Annotated in this window: 17 protein-coding genes; all 17 read left to right on the top strand. The window is 31.4% G+C overall.

Features of this window, described 5'->3' with window-relative positions; all coding sequences use genetic code 11:
- The first annotated feature begins 6 nt into the window (after positions 1 to 6).
- A complete protein-coding gene (locus KPL37_RS08175) occupies positions 7 to 564 on the top strand; it encodes a phosphatase PAP2 family protein (protein ID WP_425514033.1) in 558 nt (185 codons plus the stop codon).
- A gap of 14 nt (positions 565 to 578) precedes the next feature.
- Positions 579 to 2,873, top strand: coding sequence for a carbamoyltransferase HypF (gene hypF, locus KPL37_RS08170; RefSeq protein ID WP_343216232.1), 2,295 nt, complete (start codon positions 579 to 581; stop codon positions 2,871 to 2,873).
- A gap of 256 nt (positions 2,874 to 3,129) precedes the next feature.
- The gene (locus tag KPL37_RS08165) at positions 3,130 to 4,014 is read left to right on the top strand and encodes a hydrogenase small subunit (RefSeq protein ID WP_216147766.1); all 885 of its coding nucleotides are present in this window, start codon (positions 3,130 to 3,132) and stop codon (positions 4,012 to 4,014) included.
- A gap of 43 nt (positions 4,015 to 4,057) precedes the next feature.
- Entirely contained in the window at positions 4,058 to 5,470 is a 1,413-nt protein-coding gene (locus tag KPL37_RS08160; RefSeq protein ID WP_216147762.1) for a nickel-dependent hydrogenase large subunit, read from the top strand.
- 8 nt (positions 5,471 to 5,478) lie between these two features.
- A complete protein-coding gene (locus KPL37_RS08155) occupies positions 5,479 to 5,931 on the top strand; it encodes a hydrogenase maturation protease (RefSeq protein ID WP_216147759.1) in 453 nt (150 codons plus the stop codon).
- Between the two features lie 9 nt (positions 5,932 to 5,940).
- Positions 5,941 to 6,282 carry a hydrogenase maturation nickel metallochaperone HypA gene (gene hypA, locus KPL37_RS08150; protein WP_216147756.1) on the top strand — a complete coding sequence of 114 codons (342 nt, stop codon included), beginning with the start codon at positions 5,941 to 5,943 and terminating at the stop codon, positions 6,280 to 6,282.
- 3 nt (positions 6,283 to 6,285) lie between these two features.
- Positions 6,286 to 6,954 (top strand): hydrogenase nickel incorporation protein HypB, encoded by a 669-nt coding sequence (hypB, locus tag KPL37_RS08145; protein WP_216147753.1) that lies wholly within the window; start codon positions 6,286 to 6,288, stop codon positions 6,952 to 6,954.
- Between the two features lie 48 nt (positions 6,955 to 7,002).
- Positions 7,003 to 7,233 (top strand): twin-arginine translocase TatA/TatE family subunit, encoded by a 231-nt coding sequence (gene tatA, locus KPL37_RS08140; RefSeq protein ID WP_216147750.1) that lies wholly within the window; start codon positions 7,003 to 7,005, stop codon positions 7,231 to 7,233.
- Between the two features lie 23 nt (positions 7,234 to 7,256).
- Positions 7,257 to 8,015, top strand: a complete 759-nt coding sequence (tatC, locus tag KPL37_RS08135) for a twin-arginine translocase subunit TatC (protein ID WP_216147747.1) — start codon at positions 7,257 to 7,259, stop codon at positions 8,013 to 8,015.
- Between the two features lie 35 nt (positions 8,016 to 8,050).
- Positions 8,051 to 8,821 carry a twin-arginine translocase subunit TatC gene (gene tatC, locus KPL37_RS08130; protein ID WP_216147744.1) on the top strand — a complete coding sequence of 257 codons (771 nt, stop codon included), beginning with the start codon at positions 8,051 to 8,053 and terminating at the stop codon, positions 8,819 to 8,821.
- The gene (locus KPL37_RS08125) at positions 8,775 to 8,999 is read left to right on the top strand and encodes a HypC/HybG/HupF family hydrogenase formation chaperone (protein WP_216147741.1); all 225 of its coding nucleotides are present in this window, start codon (positions 8,775 to 8,777) and stop codon (positions 8,997 to 8,999) included. The genes tatC (KPL37_RS08130) and KPL37_RS08125 overlap by 47 nt, the downstream gene beginning before the upstream one ends.
- Complete coding sequence (gene hypD, locus KPL37_RS08120) at positions 8,986 to 10,077, top strand: hydrogenase formation protein HypD (RefSeq protein WP_216147737.1); 1,092 nt, start codon at positions 8,986 to 8,988, stop codon at positions 10,075 to 10,077. The genes KPL37_RS08125 and hypD overlap by 14 nt, the downstream gene beginning before the upstream one ends.
- A gap of 59 nt (positions 10,078 to 10,136) precedes the next feature.
- Positions 10,137 to 11,144, top strand: a complete 1,008-nt coding sequence (gene hypE, locus KPL37_RS08115; protein ID WP_216147734.1) for a hydrogenase expression/formation protein HypE — start codon at positions 10,137 to 10,139, stop codon at positions 11,142 to 11,144.
- 370 nt (positions 11,145 to 11,514) lie between these two features.
- On the top strand, positions 11,515 to 12,681 hold the full coding sequence (locus tag KPL37_RS08110; protein ID WP_216147731.1) for a DedA family protein: 1,167 nt from the start codon (positions 11,515 to 11,517) through the stop codon (positions 12,679 to 12,681).
- A gap of 14 nt (positions 12,682 to 12,695) precedes the next feature.
- Positions 12,696 to 13,391 (top strand): DedA family protein, encoded by a 696-nt coding sequence (locus KPL37_RS08105; RefSeq protein WP_216147728.1) that lies wholly within the window; start codon positions 12,696 to 12,698, stop codon positions 13,389 to 13,391.
- A 172-nt stretch (positions 13,392 to 13,563) separates the two neighbouring features.
- A complete protein-coding gene (locus KPL37_RS08100) occupies positions 13,564 to 14,700 on the top strand; it encodes an O-antigen ligase family protein (RefSeq protein WP_216147725.1) in 1,137 nt (378 codons plus the stop codon).
- 319 nt (positions 14,701 to 15,019) lie between these two features.
- Positions 15,020 to 16,039: a phosphodiester glycosidase family protein gene (locus tag KPL37_RS08095; RefSeq protein ID WP_216147722.1), complete on the top strand. Its 1,020-nt coding sequence runs from the start codon at positions 15,020 to 15,022 to the stop codon at positions 16,037 to 16,039.
- The last annotated feature ends 166 nt before the right edge of the window (positions 16,040 to 16,205 follow it).

The raw sequence follows: 16,205 nt of genomic DNA, 5'->3' as shown, positions 1-16,205 counted from the left end.
GGGGGAATGATGAAAATGATGTCCTTATTACAGAGATTTGATGACTCTATATTATTGTTTGTCAAATACAACATGCATGGAATTATTATGAATAAAATTATGGTTATATCGACTTACCTAGGGAATGGTGGAATCATATGGATTATAATAGCGGCGATACTTATATGTAATCAGAAATATAGAAAAGTAGGATTTATGGCTTTAGCAGCACTAATTTTAAGCACGATTTTAGGTGAGGAGATACTGAAAAATATATTTAGACGTGTTAGGCCATCAGACACTATATCAACAATGAATATTTTAATAACGAGGCCATTATCTTATTCATTTCCATCAGGGCACACTATGTCATCATTTGCAGTTGCAGGGATACTCGCAAAATGTTTCAAAAAGTATGCTATTGAATTTATAAGTTTAGCATCTTTGATAGCTTTTTCTAGGGTGTATTTATATGTACATTATCCTACAGATGTTTTAGCAGGGGCTGTTTTAGGGCTTATGTGTAGTGCTGTAGTAATTTATTTATTCGATAAATTAGATCACAAATTCAAGTCTAGTATATAAGAAGGATGTGTATTGTGGATAAAAAGAGAAGTTTTATTGTGGTTGAAGGAATAGTTCAGGGAGTTGGTTTCCGACCATTCGTATATAATCTAGCAAAAACGTTAGGGTTAAAAGGATGGGTGAATAATAATTCGCAGGGAGTTTATATAGATGTTGAGGGCTCTTCACAAGAGCTAGATAAATTTTTACAAGTTCTTAAAAACAATCCCCCACCCCTTGCTCAAATAGAGAAAATAAATATAAGAGCCGATAAAGTATTAAATTATTGCGATTTTGAAATTAAAGAAAGTGAAAAGAGTTTAGGTAAAATCACATTTGTTTCACCAGATATAGCTACTTGTAGTGATTGCACTAAAGATATATTAAATTTGAATAATAGAAGACAAGGGTATGCTTTTACTAATTGTACAAATTGTGGTCCTAGATTTTCTATAATTAAAGAATTACCTTATGATAGGTGCAAAACCACAATGAATGAATTTAAAATGTGCAAGGAATGTAGCAGTGAATATTTAGATCCTACAAATAGAAGATTTCATGCGCAACCCAATGCCTGCAAGGTTTGTGGCCCAGAACTTTGGATAGAGAATTCTAAAGGTAACAGAGTAGATATAGAGGATCCTATAAGTTTTGCTCAAGACATGCTTATGGAAGGAAAAATATTTGCTGTAAAAGGTCTAGGAGGGTTTCACCTTGCTTGCGATGGATTGAATGAAAATGCAGTGAGTAACTTAAGGAAGAGAAAAAAAAGGCCATTTAAACCTCTTGCGGTTATGATAAAGGATATAGAGACAGTAGAAAAATATTGTTGGGTAAACCAGTTAGAAAAAGAAATATTAACTGGAATAAAAAAACCGATTGTTATTTTGAATCAAAAGGAAAGATTTAAATTACCTCAAAATATTGCACCTAATCAAAAAACAATTGGAGTAATGCTACCATATACGCCTATACATATTTTATTATTTTCACAAAAACTTAAGATTCTTGTTATGACAAGTGCAAATATTAATGGGTTACCAATAGAGTATAAAGATGATTCTGTAAGAGATGGATTATCCGGTATTGTGGATTATTTTCTTATGCATAACCGTGAAATATATGTTCCAATTGATGATTCTGTATTAAAAATTGTAGACGATAATCAAACAATTATGAGACGAGCTAGAGGTTTTGTGCCTGTTCCTTTTAAAGCGACTAATATTAAAAATATCTTAGCTTGTGGTCCCAATATGAAGAACACTTTTTGTATCAGTAAAGAGGGGTACTTATTTTTAAGCCAATTTAATGGTAATCTCGAAAATTTAGAAACCTATGAACACTATAAAAATAATGTGGAGCATTTTAAAAAAATATTTTCTTTCACTCCCGAATTTATTGCACATGATATGCATCCAGGATATATGTCAACTAAGTATGCTTTAGGATATGATTTGAAAAGGATAGCGGTACAACATCATCATGCTCACATAGTTAGTAACATGTTTGAAAATAATTCACATAAAAAGGTTATTGGAGTTTGTTTTGATGGAACTGGTTATGGTACAGACTCAAAAATATGGGGTGGAGAATTTCTTATTTGTGACCGCCTTCAATTTACAAGAGCAGGACATCTTGATTATATAAAAATGCCTGGAGGAGAAAAGTCAATTAAAGAACCGTGGAGAATGGCAGTTTCCTATATTTATAAGGCTTTAAGCAAGCAAAAAAGTAAAAAAGAAGTTACGGATATTATTTTTAAGTTATATGGTAATAAGGCTATTACTTTAATTAGTATCTTAAATTCAAACATTAATTGCAGTGAGACCTCGAGCATGGGTAGACTTTTTGATGCTATGGCAAATATAATTGGAATTATAGATGTAGTTACATATGAAGGACAGGCTTCCATTGAGCTTGAAGCTATATCAGAAATGAATATAGAAGAAGCATATACTTATAAAGTAATAAAAAGGGATATGTATATTATAGAGCCTTATGAAATGATTATAGAGGCCCTAAATGATAAAATAAATGGAGTATCAGCTAAAATTATAACTTCAAAATTTCAAAATACTATTGTTAATTTAACAATCAGTATATGTGAGCAAATAAGAGAAGATTCAAATATAAATGAAGTGGCTTTAAGTGGAGGGGTTTTTCAAAATTCATTTCTATTAGAAAAAATATGTTTAAATTTAAGAAATAGTAATTTTAAAGTTTATACTCATAAGGAATTACCTTCTAATGATGGAGGTATAGCTGTAGGACAACTAATTATAGCTAATGAAATAATAGAAAACAATTTACAAAATGTTTTAAATGATTGACAAATATTTAACGATCCGGGAGATTATTTAATAGATTTAAAACATTATTTATAATAAAGAGACAGCAGTTTAAAAACTGCTGTCTCTTTAATTGTATAAGAAGTATTCCTAAAATTCATACAAAAGTATTTAATGGTCAATTTAATATAAATTAACAAAACTTAACAAAAGAACAATACTTACGACATAGTTCGAGTGTATATTGGTGTTAAAGGGAAACCGTCGACAGTTTTTTAAATTTTGAAGGAGGATATTTATGAAAATAAGTAGAAGAGATTTTTTAAAGTGGTCTGTTGCGGCAGGAGTTGCTTTAAATATAGATTTTGATCTTACAAATGTAAACACTGTTCTTGCCGCGCAAACAGATCCACCAATAATTTGGATTCAAGGTGCAGGCTGCTCAGGATGCACAATTTCCACTTTAAACGTAACTAATCCAGCTACTATTGATGATGTACTCTTAAATAAAATAAGTATGAAATATAACAGCACAATTATGACTGCTTCAGGTGATCTTGCAATGCAAACACTTGATCAAAGTGCAACTTTGTATAAGGGTCAATTTATACTAGTTATAGAGGGGGCAATACCTACTGGTGCAAGTGGAAACTATTGTATAGTTGGTGAGGTTAATGGAGTCCCATTAACAATGCAACAAGCTGTTTTAAAGTATGGCCCTATGGCAAAATATGTAGTAGCTGCAGGAACTTGTGCTTCATTTGGTGGAGTCCCTGCAAGTGGTGCAAACAGTACAGGATGCCAAAGTGTTAAAACTATCTTAACTGGGAAAACAACTAACCCTATAGTGAATTTATCAGGTTATCCCGTTCATCCTACAGTTTTGATTCAATCTCTTCTTGATTTAATTTTAATTGGCAATCCAGCAATAGATAATAACAACAGACCTACTAAATATTATGGGTCAACGGTACATAATACTTGTCTACGAAAAGGAACTGGTAATGCAATCCAAATAGGATCAGCAACTGGATGCTTCCGAGGATTGGGATGTAATGGACCAACTACCAATAATGTTTGCTCATTAATGAAATGGAATAATAATCAGGCTTGGTGTATAGGAGTTAATTATCCTTGTATAGGATGTGCGAATCCCACCTTCCCTAAAAATCCATTATTGTAAGCCATTCAAACTATTAATTTATTAAAGAAAGGAATGATAATAGATGAGTACTATAGTATTAGATCCAATAACAAGACTTGAAGGTCACTTAAAGGTTTCAGTAACTCTTGACGCAAACAATATTGTAACAGTGGCGCAATCAACTGGTAATTTATTTAGAGACTTTGAAAACATGCTTATAGGCAGAGTCCCAAAGGATGCAGCATTCTTAACACAAAGAATTTGTGGAATTTGTCCTGTATCCCATGCAATTGCATCTTCAAAGGCTGTTGAAGCTGCTTCAGGATTTACTCCAAATTTACAAGCGCTTCTTTTAAGAGACCTAATACAAGGATCTAACTTTATATCTAACAGCATATTACATTTTTATCAACTAGCATTAATGGATTATGTTAAGGGACCACAGGTTCACCCTTGGACCCCGGGATATAGTCAAGATTTTAAGTTTAATGCTGCTGATAGTCAAACTTTAATAAACAATTATGTTGCAGCTTTGTCAATAAGGCGAAAAGCACATGAGATGGGTGCAATTTTTGGTGGTAAGCTCCCACATGTTGGTAATGTAGTTCCTGGAGGCGTAACTGCTATTCCGACCTCAACAGACATAACAAACTTTAGAAATTATTTAAATACTATTACAACTTTTATCACAGGTACATATAAAGCCGATGTTAATCTATTGGCTACAACATATAGTGATTACTACACCATAGGTAAGGGATACGGTAATTTAATATCCTATGGAGTATTTGATACAAATACTACCGGCAGTAAGCTCTTCCCAGCGGGTACTGTCACAAATGGAGTTGTAGGAGGATTCTCAACTGCAAATATAAAAGAATACGTAGGACATTCCTGGTATACATCACCATCTGGTGTTAACCCCGCAAGTGAAACAACAACTCCAAGCTTTGGTAAAACAGGTGCTTATACCTGGCTTAAAGCTCCAAGATACAATGGTACTCCTTATGAAGCAGGAAGCCTTGCAAGAACTTGGATTAGTGGAGATTATAGAAATGGAATTTCTGTAATGGACAGACATATGGCTAGATATACTGAAACAGCTAAGATTGCTTCTAGCATGCAGACATGGCTCAATCAAATAGTAGCTGGTGCAAGTGCATTTACAAATCTTGGAGCACCCATTTCAGGAAGTGGAATAGGCTTAACCGAGGCACCAAGAGGGGCTCTTGGACATTGGGTTTCTGTTGCAACTTCAAAAATATCTAAATACCAAATAGTAACTCCAACTTGTTGGAATGCTTCACCAATGGATGATGCAGGAAACGTAGGACCTATTGAAAAAGCTTTGATTGGAACTCATGTTGTAGATGTTACTCAGCCAGTGGAACTTTTAAGGATAGTACATTCATTTGATCCATGTACAGGATGCTCGGTACATGTAATGTCCCCAGAAGGAATTGAAATGTCAAACTTTGTTGTACAAGCAATTTGAGTTTAGTTATGAAAGACGCAGTCATCATCGGTATAGGTAATATTTTGCTTCAAGATGATGGTGTGGGAGTACATGTGATAGAGCAATTGGAAAAGGAAAACCTTCCATCTACTATTGAATTAGTAGATGGTGGTACTTCCACACTTGATACTCTTGGTTTCTTTCTTGATTTTAAAAAAGTTATAGTTGTAGATTGTTTAAGGGCTGGTTTAAAAGCAGGTACAATTTACAAAATAAAACCAGATGATATTAAAAATTATAAAAAAGAAAATCTTTCTATTCATGATGTTCAAATACTAGATGTAGTAAAAATGGCAAATATGATGAATAGGTATCCTGATGTTGTTATATTTGGAATTGAACCAGAAAAAATAGATGTAGGTCTAGAAATGACAGAAATAATGGTTTCTAAAATATCAGAAATAATTGGAAATATAAAAAAAGAATTAGAGATTAACTAGGAGATATATATGCATGAGGTTTCTATAATCCAAAGTGTTGTTGAGATAGTAACGAATAAAGCAAATGAAAATAAATTTACTAAAGTTAATAAAGTATCTTTAAAAATTGGAGAATTATCTGGTGTTATGCCAGAGTCTTTAAACTTTGCATTTAAAAGTTGCATAATTAATACGATGCTTGAAGGGTCAACTTTAGAGATAGAAAAAGTAAAAGCTGTTGCTAAATGTGTTGATTGCAAACAAGAGTTTCCAATTGATCACTTTAATAAACTTTGTCCAAGATGCAATAAATTTAGTTCTAATATTATTAGTGGATACGAGCTTTATATAAATACCATAGAAGGAGATTAAAATATGAGCGAAATAAAGGTAGTTACAAACATTCTTCAAACAAATGATGAGTTAACCTCTAAAAACAGAAAAATGCTAGATGAAAAAGGTATCTATGTAATAAACCTGATGAGTTCACCTGGCTCAGGTAAGACTTCGCTACTTGAAAAAATAATAGCTAAGCTTAAAAACGATATGAATATTGCTGTAATTGAAGGAGATATTTATACAACTAAGGATGCCCAGAGGATAGAAGCACAAGGTGTTCCCGTGATTCAGATCAACACTTGTGGAGCTTGCCACCTCGACGCAGAAATGATTAAGGGTGCATTAAACTCATTAACTCTTGATAAGCTTGATTTATTAGTGATTGAAAATGTTGGTAATTTGGTATGTCCTGCAGAATTTGAAATTGGTGAGGATATAAAAATCTGTGTTTTGAGTACCACAGAAGGAAATGACAAACCACTTAAATATCCACTGATGTTTGAAAAAAGTGGTGCGATTATTTTGAATAAACTAGACCTGATAGAATTTACTGATTTTGATAAAAAAGAGTTCTACAGAGATATAAAATCTTTAAACGCTAACGCGGATACCTTTGAAACATCCTGTGTTAAAGATAAGGGTATAGATGAAATATGTTCATGGTTAAAAAGTAAAATACAAAATAAAAAATTGAAGACCCAATAAAATTACAAGGTTAAATAAGAAGGTTAAATTAAGAGGAGGGATTTTATTATGCCAAGAATAGGTTTTCCAGAGCTTGCGATAATATTAGTTATTGCACTTATAATTTTTGGACCAGGAAAGTTACCGTCCCTGGGTAAGTCTGTTGGTGAAACAATAAAAGAATTTAAAAAGGCATCATCAGAGCTAATGAATGATAATAAAAAAGAAGCTAAGGATGAAGTTAAAGGAGCAGAGACTAAGGCGGAAGTTAAAACAGAAGAAACTAAAAATAAGAAGTAAAATAATCTTTAGGGAGTAATACTATGATTAAAAGTGAAGTAATTGTTCAGGCTGCCCATTGGTTTAGAAAATCCAGAAAAATTATTATTTGGATAATTATAATTATTATTGCAGCGGCATCCCTTGTATATCTAAAATCTAGTTTGTTAATTAATGTCCTTGCAAAGCCACTTAATGGAATACAATTACATTTTATGACTCCCTCTGAAGGATTAATGGCAAAAGTAAGCGTTTCTTTCTTAGGAGGGCTAGTAATAGCATCACCTGTAATTCTGTTGTTAGTAATGAAAGCAATTGGGTCTATACTTACGAAAAAAATAAAGAGACTTTTGGTATTTGTTATTATACCTTTGTCTTTTTCCCTTTTTGTTTTTGGAATGTATTTTGGATATACATTGGTGCTACCTACTACTATAAAATTTCTTATGGATACTAGTGATGGGTTTATGCAACCTATACTTTCTGCAAGTGAATACTTTTCGTTCATAGGGTTATTACTTTTTTGTATAGGGGTAATATTTGAATTGCCTCTAATATTGATAGCTTTATCGAGAATTGGAATTATTAATTCTAAAATGCTTAAAAAGGCGAGAAAGATGACAATTTTGATATCCTTTATAGTTGCGGCTTTGATAACCCCAAGTTCAGATGCTTTTACTTTAATAGTTGTAACTATGCCAATTGTAGTGCTTTACGAAATAAGTGTTTTGTCCATATTCTTACTTGAGAAAAATGATAAACGAAAGAAAAAAAAGAATTTAAAGAAATTTAAAGAGCTCTAAGAATAAGTATACTATAAATTTTATGAGGTGAAGGCATGACAGCAAATGAAATGTCTGTAGTAGATCATTTATATGAGTTAAGAAAGAGATTAATAATATGTGTTATAAGTATTTCTTCTGTTGCTTTTTATACTTATTATAAGGTTAATTATTTACTTAATATACTTATGAAACCTATAGCTAAGTTTAATTTATCCCTAGTATATTTTAGATTAACAGAAGGTTTTGTAACAAAACTTGAAGTCTGTCTTATAGCTGGTCTAATTATAACTAGTCCTATTATAATGTATGAGATTTTGGCATTTGTAAGAGTTGGTTTAACAAGGGGAGAAAAAAAGTTTTTGTATAAAAATTTCTTTATTCTTTTTAGTTTATTTATACTTGGAATAATTTTTGGATACACAATGATACTACCACATTCACTTAGCTTTTTAATTTCATATGGAAGCACTTACTTAAAACCAGTACTAAATGGTAGCACCTATTTTAATTTCATAGGCATTTTTTGCCTATATACAGGTATTATGTTTTTAATACCATACGTATTAGCTATATTAGGTAAGTTTTCACTTATAAGTTCTAGAATTTTAAGGAAAAAACAGATACCAGTTATGTTAGGTGTGCTGGTGGTAGAGGGAGTGTTATTACCATCAGTTGATTTTCTTACATTTGCTGTTGCAGCATCTCCTGTTTTATTTATGTATGAAGTAAGTATTTGGGTAATATATTTTAATGAGAGAAGAAAAAGGAGGAGAGAAAATGTGCCTAGCAATTCCAGGAAAGGTTTTAAAAATAGAGGGAAATAAAGGAATAGTTGAGGTTGGAAACATGAAGAGAGAAGTATTTATGCATCTAGTGCCAGAAGCATGTGTTAACGAATATGTACTTGTTCATGCAGGTTGTGCAATAAATATGATAGATGAGGAAGAAGCAAAAATAACTATGAATATTTTTAAGGAGCTTTTAGAAAATGAAGTTTGTTGATGAATTTAGAAATAATGAATATGCTAAGATACTTGTTGAAAAGCTAAATAATATTTCTAGTAAAAAGATAAACATTATGGAAGTGTGTGGTACACACACTATGGCTATATTTAGATATGGTATTAGGGATGTACTTCCTTCAAATATAAACCTGATATCAGGGCCAGGATGTCCTGTGTGCGTTACACCTCAAAGCTATATTGATACAGCAATAACACTTTGTGAAAAAGAGAATGTAATTATTGCAACCTTTGGAGATATGATGAGGGTTCCTGGAAAAAAAGGGTCACTAAGTATGCAAAAGGCACAAGGAGCAGATGTAAGAATAGTATATTCACCAATGGATTGTCTTACCATGGCTTCACAAAATCCTTCTAAAGAGATAGTATTTTTGTCAGTCGGTTTTGAAACTACGGCTCCTATGACTGCAGTTACTGCTATTGAGGCAAAAAAAAATGATATGAAAAATTTATTTTTCTTTACGGCCCACAAAATCGTACCACCAGTTATGGAAGTTTTGCTGCAAGATAAAGAACTTAAAATAGATGGTTTTTTATTGCCAGGTCATGTCTGTGCAATTATTGGAACGAAACCCTTTGAATTTTTAAGTGAAGATTATAATATTCCTGGAGTGGTTACTGGGTTTGAACCAATAGACATACTTCAAGGGTTAAATACATTGGTAAGTTTAATAAGTAAAAAGGATCATCGAATCGAGAATGATTATAAAAGAATAGTTAAAACGCAGGGTAATCCTATAGCTTTAGAATATTTAAACAAAGCTTTTAATATTGTAGATAGTAGTTGGAGAGGACTTGGTAGAATAGGTGCAAGTGGTCTGGAATTTAATAGTGAATATGAAGACTTTGATGCACTTAAGCATTTTAAAATAGATTATGAAGAATATGATGGTAGCCCTGGATGTAAATGTGGAGAAATACTTAAGGGGAAAATTAAACCAACAGATTGTCCGCTTTTTAAAAAACTTTGCACGCCAGAAAATCCAGTTGGTTCATGCATGGTTTCATCAGAAGGTACTTGCGCTGCATATTATAGATACCACAAAGATACTAAATAAAAGGAGGCGTAACAATTAATAATTGTTACGTGCTTTTAAGAATACAGGAGGGATTTCATATGAATGATACTATAACTTTAAGTCACGGAAGTGGTGGTGTACAAACTAATAGATTAATAAATGAAGTGTTTTTTAAATATTTTAATAATGATATTCTAAATCAGATGAATGATTCAGCCCAAGTAGATATAGATTTTAAAAAACTTGCATTTACTACTGATTCTTTTGTAGTAAATCCAATATTTTTTAATGGAGGTAATATTGGTAAATTAGCAGTATGTGGTACTGTAAATGACATTGCCGTAAGTGGAGCTAAACCTCTCTACTTAACAAGTGCTTTTATTATTGAAGAGGGGTTTTCAATTAGTAAATTAGAAGAAATTGTGAAGTCTATGGCCGATGAAGCAAATAAAGCTGGTGTAAAAATTATTGCGGGAGACACAAAAGTTGTAGAAAAAGGTAGCGTAGATGGTATTTTTATTAATACTTCTGGTATCGGTAGAATTTATGAAAATGTTAATATTAATTGCGCTAATGCAGCAGTTGGAGATGTAGTAATAGTAAATGGTACACTCGGGGACCATGGAATGACGATAATGTGTGCGCGAAATAAACTTGGACTTGAAGGGAATTTAATGAGCGATTGTGCTTGTCTTAATTCTTTAGTAGACACAATGATTGAAGCCTACGCGGGAATCCATGTTATTCGTGATGCTACAAGAGGTGGAGTGGCTGCAGTGCTTAATGAAATCAGTGAATTTAGCAATGTAACTATAGCTCTTGAAGAAAATAATTTACCAATTAAAGAAGAAGTAAAAGGTGCCACTGAGATGCTGGGACTCGATCCATTATACATCGCTAATGAAGGAAAACTTTGTGTTTTTGTACCAGAGGCCTACGCACAAAGGGTACTTAATGTTATGAGAAATCACCCCCTAGGGTCAGATGCTGCAATTATTGGACAAGTTACTAGAGAATTGGGACAAAAAGTTTATTTAAATACAGTAGTAGGTGGAAAAAGACTAGTTGATATGCCCTCTGGAATTCAGCTTCCGAGAATATGTTGAATTTTAACTACATTCATTCATAATTTAGTTATTATTGATAAACTTGATGGAACTTATTTGTATTTACAATACAATCTGATACAGAGTAAAAGTAATGTCATATGGCATTACTTTTTTTATTATAAGATATTATAATACTTAAACTAAATCTAATACTTTTCTAATCTATTTTTAATCTATCGAATATATAATATTGAATATAGGAAAGTTTATATAGTATGAGTGTTTATAAAGGAAAAGATGGGAATAATGAGAATGATAGCCTTTGGATGTTGTTGGTGGAGCACGAGTAGAGTATACTACATATAAAGTAATTCTTAAATTCTTCAAAGAAATTTTAATATAAATATTTTAGATAGAGGGTGATATTTTGAATTCTGTAATAGGATTAATTAATAATTATGGATATATCATTTTGTTCAGTGCATTAGTGCTTGAATTAATTGCATTTCCTCTCCCAGGTGAATTAATGATGACATATTGTGGATTTCTCGTTTATCAATCTAAAATGAATTGGGGTATAAGCATCCTAGTAGCTACGTGTGGCGTAATGCTAGGCATTACAATTTCCTACGTTGTTGGTGATAAATTAGGCGCAAAATTTTTTGAGAAATATGGCTCATATGTTCACCTTGGACCCGCTAAAATTGAAAAAACATCTAAGTGGTTTAATAAATCTGGTAATAAATTATTAATTTTAGCATACTTCATACCAGGGGTTAGACATATTACAGGGTATTTCTCAGGAATAACTAAAATATCATATAGGAGGTTTGCTAGTAACGCTTATTTCGGAGCACTTTTGTGGGCAACTACTTTTATTTCATTAGGTAAGGTTCTTGGACCAAATTGGGATAAATTCCATAGCGACATATCAAAATATTTGATTATTGGTAGTATAATAATATCTATAATATTAATCATTATATATGCTTATAGAAATCATAGGATACAGATAATCGAGAATACATATAAAATTTTAAATAAAACTATAATTATATTTCATTCTATGGGAAAAATGAAAGTCTTTATAGTGGCTGTAGCAGCTGCTTTTTTAGGATTTTCAGTTCTCGTAATTGGAGTAATACAGGATTATTTATCACATGAATTTGATCAATTTGACATTGTTGTATCATATTTAGTGAAAGCAATTTTTAGTTATAAATGGTCATTTTTGATAAGGGTGTTTAAACTAACAACATCAATTAGGGTATTAGTACCGCTTACTATTTTCATGTTTGTATGGATTATAAGGAGAAATATAAATAGAATACTTGAAATCCAGTTCCTATTTATTGTGATTTTAGGTGGAGAAATACTACAATATGGTTTGAGGCATATTTTTAGACGATTAGGACCTTCTTCAATAAGCCTAATAAGCAATAGTCAATATACTTTCCCAAGTTATGAGGCTTTAATGGCAACTGTTTTTTCTGTAATCGAGTCAAGATTCGCATTCATTACATTTTTTAATCAAATTTTAATCTTACAGATATATAATACTATATATGAAGAAATCTACATAAGAGCACAATAACGAGGAGAGAAAATATGGATATTTTAATCAACTTTATAAATGTAATAATGCATATTGATAAGTATTTAACTTTAATGGTTCAACAGTATGGAATGTTAACATACGCAGTTCTTTTTTTGATTATATTTATTGAAACAGGTTTAGTAATTACACCGTTTTTGCCAGGGGATTCAATGTTATTCGCGGCAGGAGCACTAGCAGGAATTGGCTCAATGAATATATTTACACTCTTAATAATATCATATCTTGCTGCTATACTTGGAGATACTGCTAATTATTTTATTGGTAAAAAGATTGGGAAAAAGATACTCGAGAAAGAAAAAGTAAAATTTATTAACAAGGATTATTTAATAAAGGCTCAAGAATTTTATAAAAAACATGGGTCTATGACAATAGTAATTGCAAGATTTATTCCTATAATTAGAACTTTCGCACCTTTTGTAGCTGGTATCGGCGAAATGAATTATTCCAAGTTTATAGCATATAATATTGTTGGCGGAGGACTTTGGGTAAGTTTATTTTTAGGTGGAGGTTATTTCTTTGGTAATCTACCATTTGTAAAAACTCATTTTTCTTATATGCTAGTAGCTATAATAATTATTTCATTATTACCTGGAGTTATAGTCTTTATAAAGGAAAAGAGCAAAAAAAATAATGATAATGATGATAATGAAGATAATGAAGATGATGTTATGACTAATGAGATTTAATAACATTTTTGCTATTTTAACGGATTTACACGAAACTTTACAAGGTATATAAGGCATATTTCTACCTGCTTAGGTAAGGCTAGTAGAAAGTATATCTTTTCAAACAACATATTTTAATGTACAGTATGTATTTTTAGATGGGTTGATTGATTATATGTGAAGGTGGGTTATTATGTTCTTTCTACTTTTGTTAACGGTTATTTCTCCTTATACGACCCTAATACCAATGATATATATGATATATGTGGTTTTATCTAAAAAAGTGAGTATATACAAAAATTATTGGAATATAGGATTTTGCTTGCTTTTTATTTGGTCTATAATAGTAGGAATTATAAACTATAGTTTTACATCAATTGTTGTATCTTTTGTCTTTTTTATGTATTTATGTGTTAGTATTTTTTTACAGAATTATTGCAAAGATGAAAATATAGTAGAAAACTTATATAGGTATTTAGTGTGCTTTTCACTGATTTCAGTTATTTTTGGAATTATTGAAAAAAGCATATATGTTTATTTCAATTTTAATATCTGGTCGACATTTCTTCAAATTACTTCTCAGCCGGTAGTTAATGATAGAATATATAGTACCTTTGGGAATCCCAATGTAGCTGGTAATTGGTTTGCAATAATGAGTATTGTAGGTCTTTATTTTTGTAGTATTACATATAAAACAACAAAATTGTTTTATAGAGTGGCAACCCTACTGTTTATTATTGCATTGTATTTAACAGGATCACGTGGTGCTTTTATTGGTCTATTATGTGGACTTTTCATTTTTTATATTATTAAAGGCAGTAAAAAGGATACATGGATATTTATAACAATATTTATAATAACAGTTGTGGTTACTTTTATGCCATCACAGATTTTAAAAAATGTAAAGACTCATGGTTTTGATGATTCATTTATTAGTCGTCTTGGAATATGGAAGGGATGTTTAAAAATGATATGGATTAAACCTTTTACAGGTTGGGGACTTATGGGAATTACTGATCATGGTGCAGATTTTATGAAAGGTTATTATTATGCAACGTTATACCATGGTCATAATATTTGGATTACTATTATGACAACACTTGGAGCTGTTGGAATTTATTTATATGCTTATATAAAGATTAATTTATTTCGTAATTTAAAGACACTTCATGTACAGAAATGTAGATTGGTACCAATGCTCGCAGGCGTTCAAGCCGTAATAATCGGGCATGGATTAGTAGATTTTACAATGATAGCACCGCAAACTGGGTTATTATTTATAGCTAGTTCAGCTATAATAAGTTCCCTTGTAAATCAATATAATAGTTAATCGCTTCATTATAATTATAGCTTCATGATTAAATAAGTTTAGATATTAAAAATTATATAATAACATTTAAAAAAGTATCTAGATTACAGCTTAGTCTGTTATCTGGATACTTTTTATTATAGGTAATAATAACATTTAGACTTAATCTAAGCTTTTTTTAAGATGGGGGGTTATATTATTTTTTATGAAAAATAATATGCATGGAACCTATAAAACAAATCATATAATATATAGAGTTATATTAGGTGATCTAGTTATAGGTAACTATTTTGCATTTTTGAAATTATAGAATAAAGCATGACATAAAAGGAAGGTAAGCATGAAAATAATAAACAAAAAAGAAAAAGTTAAAAGGAGTAAAAGCAGATTAGTTTTATTATTTATTATATTCGAACTTGCGTTTACAACAATTACAGCTCCATTTATGATTTATTATGGGCCATTTAAAAATGTAAAATCAACAGTTGTAGGTGCAGCAATGACTACACTTACTCTGCAATGGGTAGTTACATCATTTTTATCTGATGAGAAGATAAACAAAATTATGAGTCAGCAGAAAGTAGATGCTATAGTCCAAGATAATTCACATGGAATAGGAACAGGCGTAAAGGTAAAAAATAAAAATGATAAAAGTGTTACTAGATATGAAATAACAGGAAATAAATTCAAGGGATATATGCTAGTAATTAATGATCCAACTAGAGTGAAAGTAGGGTATAGTAGTAAAATTGGAAAAGAAGGGGAATTAACTAGTGTTATTGCAAGAGGGAATAATGCAATTGCAGCTATTAATGGTGGCGGATTTACAGATAAAAACTCAGGATCGCTTTGGACGGGAACAGGAGCAAATCCAGCTGGGGTTATAATGTCTGGTGGAAAAATTGTGTATAATAGTATAAATAATGATAATGAAAAAAGAGAAACTGTAGCATTTACTAAATTTGGTAAGTTGTTAGTTGGTCCGTATACAATTAAGCAAATGAAAAAATTCGGGGTGACCGAGGCGGTGTCCTTTGGGCCTGCTATGATAGTTAATGGTCGTAAAACAATAAATCATGGTAATGGTGGGTGGGGCATTGCGCCTAGAACATGTATAGCACAAAGAAAAGATGGGGCAATACTATTTTTAGTTATTGATGGGAGGCAAATACGTAGTTTAGGGGCTACTCTGAAAGAGGCACAAGATGTGCTATATGAACAGGGGGCTTACAATGCCACAAATTTAGATGGAGGTTCATCTTCTACATTATATTATGATGATGAAGTCATAAACAATCCTTGTGACAGTTTGGGAGAAAGATCTGTACCTTCAATCATATATGTAGAAAATAGTAAATAGTAAATACATTTTCATTTGTTCTAAATAATTAATAATTTTAAGCTATGCTATTGCATAGCTTTTTGTACGTCCAGCATGTTAGCTGAGCCGATAGGCTGAAAGAAGCCTATGTCGCCTAACCAACGGGAAGACAACCTGAGAGCAAGGGATTTACTGGCAACGGTAG

This window comes from Clostridium frigoris (genome assembly GCF_018861865.1).
Taxonomy (GTDB): domain Bacteria; phylum Bacillota; class Clostridia; order Clostridiales; family Clostridiaceae; genus Clostridium_AD; species Clostridium_AD frigoris.
This window is presented reverse-complemented; position numbering and strand designations above follow the sequence as displayed.

Coding starts and splice junctions, on each gene's coding strand:
- KPL37_RS08175 (WP_425514033.1), top strand. CDS start 7: ATGATGAAAATGATGTCCTTATTACAGAGATTTGATGACTCTATATTA.
- KPL37_RS08165 (WP_216147766.1), top strand. CDS start 3,130: ATGAAAATAAGTAGAAGAGATTTTTTAAAGTGGTCTGTTGCGGCAGGA.
- KPL37_RS08160 (WP_216147762.1), top strand. CDS start 4,058: ATGAGTACTATAGTATTAGATCCAATAACAAGACTTGAAGGTCACTTA.
- KPL37_RS08155 (WP_216147759.1), top strand. CDS start 5,479: ATGAAAGACGCAGTCATCATCGGTATAGGTAATATTTTGCTTCAAGAT.
- hypA (WP_216147756.1), top strand. CDS start 5,941: ATGCATGAGGTTTCTATAATCCAAAGTGTTGTTGAGATAGTAACGAAT.
- hypB (WP_216147753.1), top strand. CDS start 6,286: ATGAGCGAAATAAAGGTAGTTACAAACATTCTTCAAACAAATGATGAG.
- tatA (WP_216147750.1), top strand. CDS start 7,003: ATGCCAAGAATAGGTTTTCCAGAGCTTGCGATAATATTAGTTATTGCA.
- tatC (WP_216147747.1), top strand. CDS start 7,257: ATGATTAAAAGTGAAGTAATTGTTCAGGCTGCCCATTGGTTTAGAAAA.
- tatC (WP_216147744.1), top strand. CDS start 8,051: ATGACAGCAAATGAAATGTCTGTAGTAGATCATTTATATGAGTTAAGA.
- KPL37_RS08125 (WP_216147741.1), top strand. CDS start 8,775: ATGTGCCTAGCAATTCCAGGAAAGGTTTTAAAAATAGAGGGAAATAAA.
- hypD (WP_216147737.1), top strand. CDS start 8,986: ATGAAGTTTGTTGATGAATTTAGAAATAATGAATATGCTAAGATACTT.
- hypE (WP_216147734.1), top strand. CDS start 10,137: ATGAATGATACTATAACTTTAAGTCACGGAAGTGGTGGTGTACAAACT.
- KPL37_RS08105 (WP_216147728.1), top strand. CDS start 12,696: ATGGATATTTTAATCAACTTTATAAATGTAATAATGCATATTGATAAG.
- KPL37_RS08100 (WP_216147725.1), top strand. CDS start 13,564: ATGTTCTTTCTACTTTTGTTAACGGTTATTTCTCCTTATACGACCCTA.
- KPL37_RS08095 (WP_216147722.1), top strand. CDS start 15,020: ATGAAAATAATAAACAAAAAAGAAAAAGTTAAAAGGAGTAAAAGCAGA.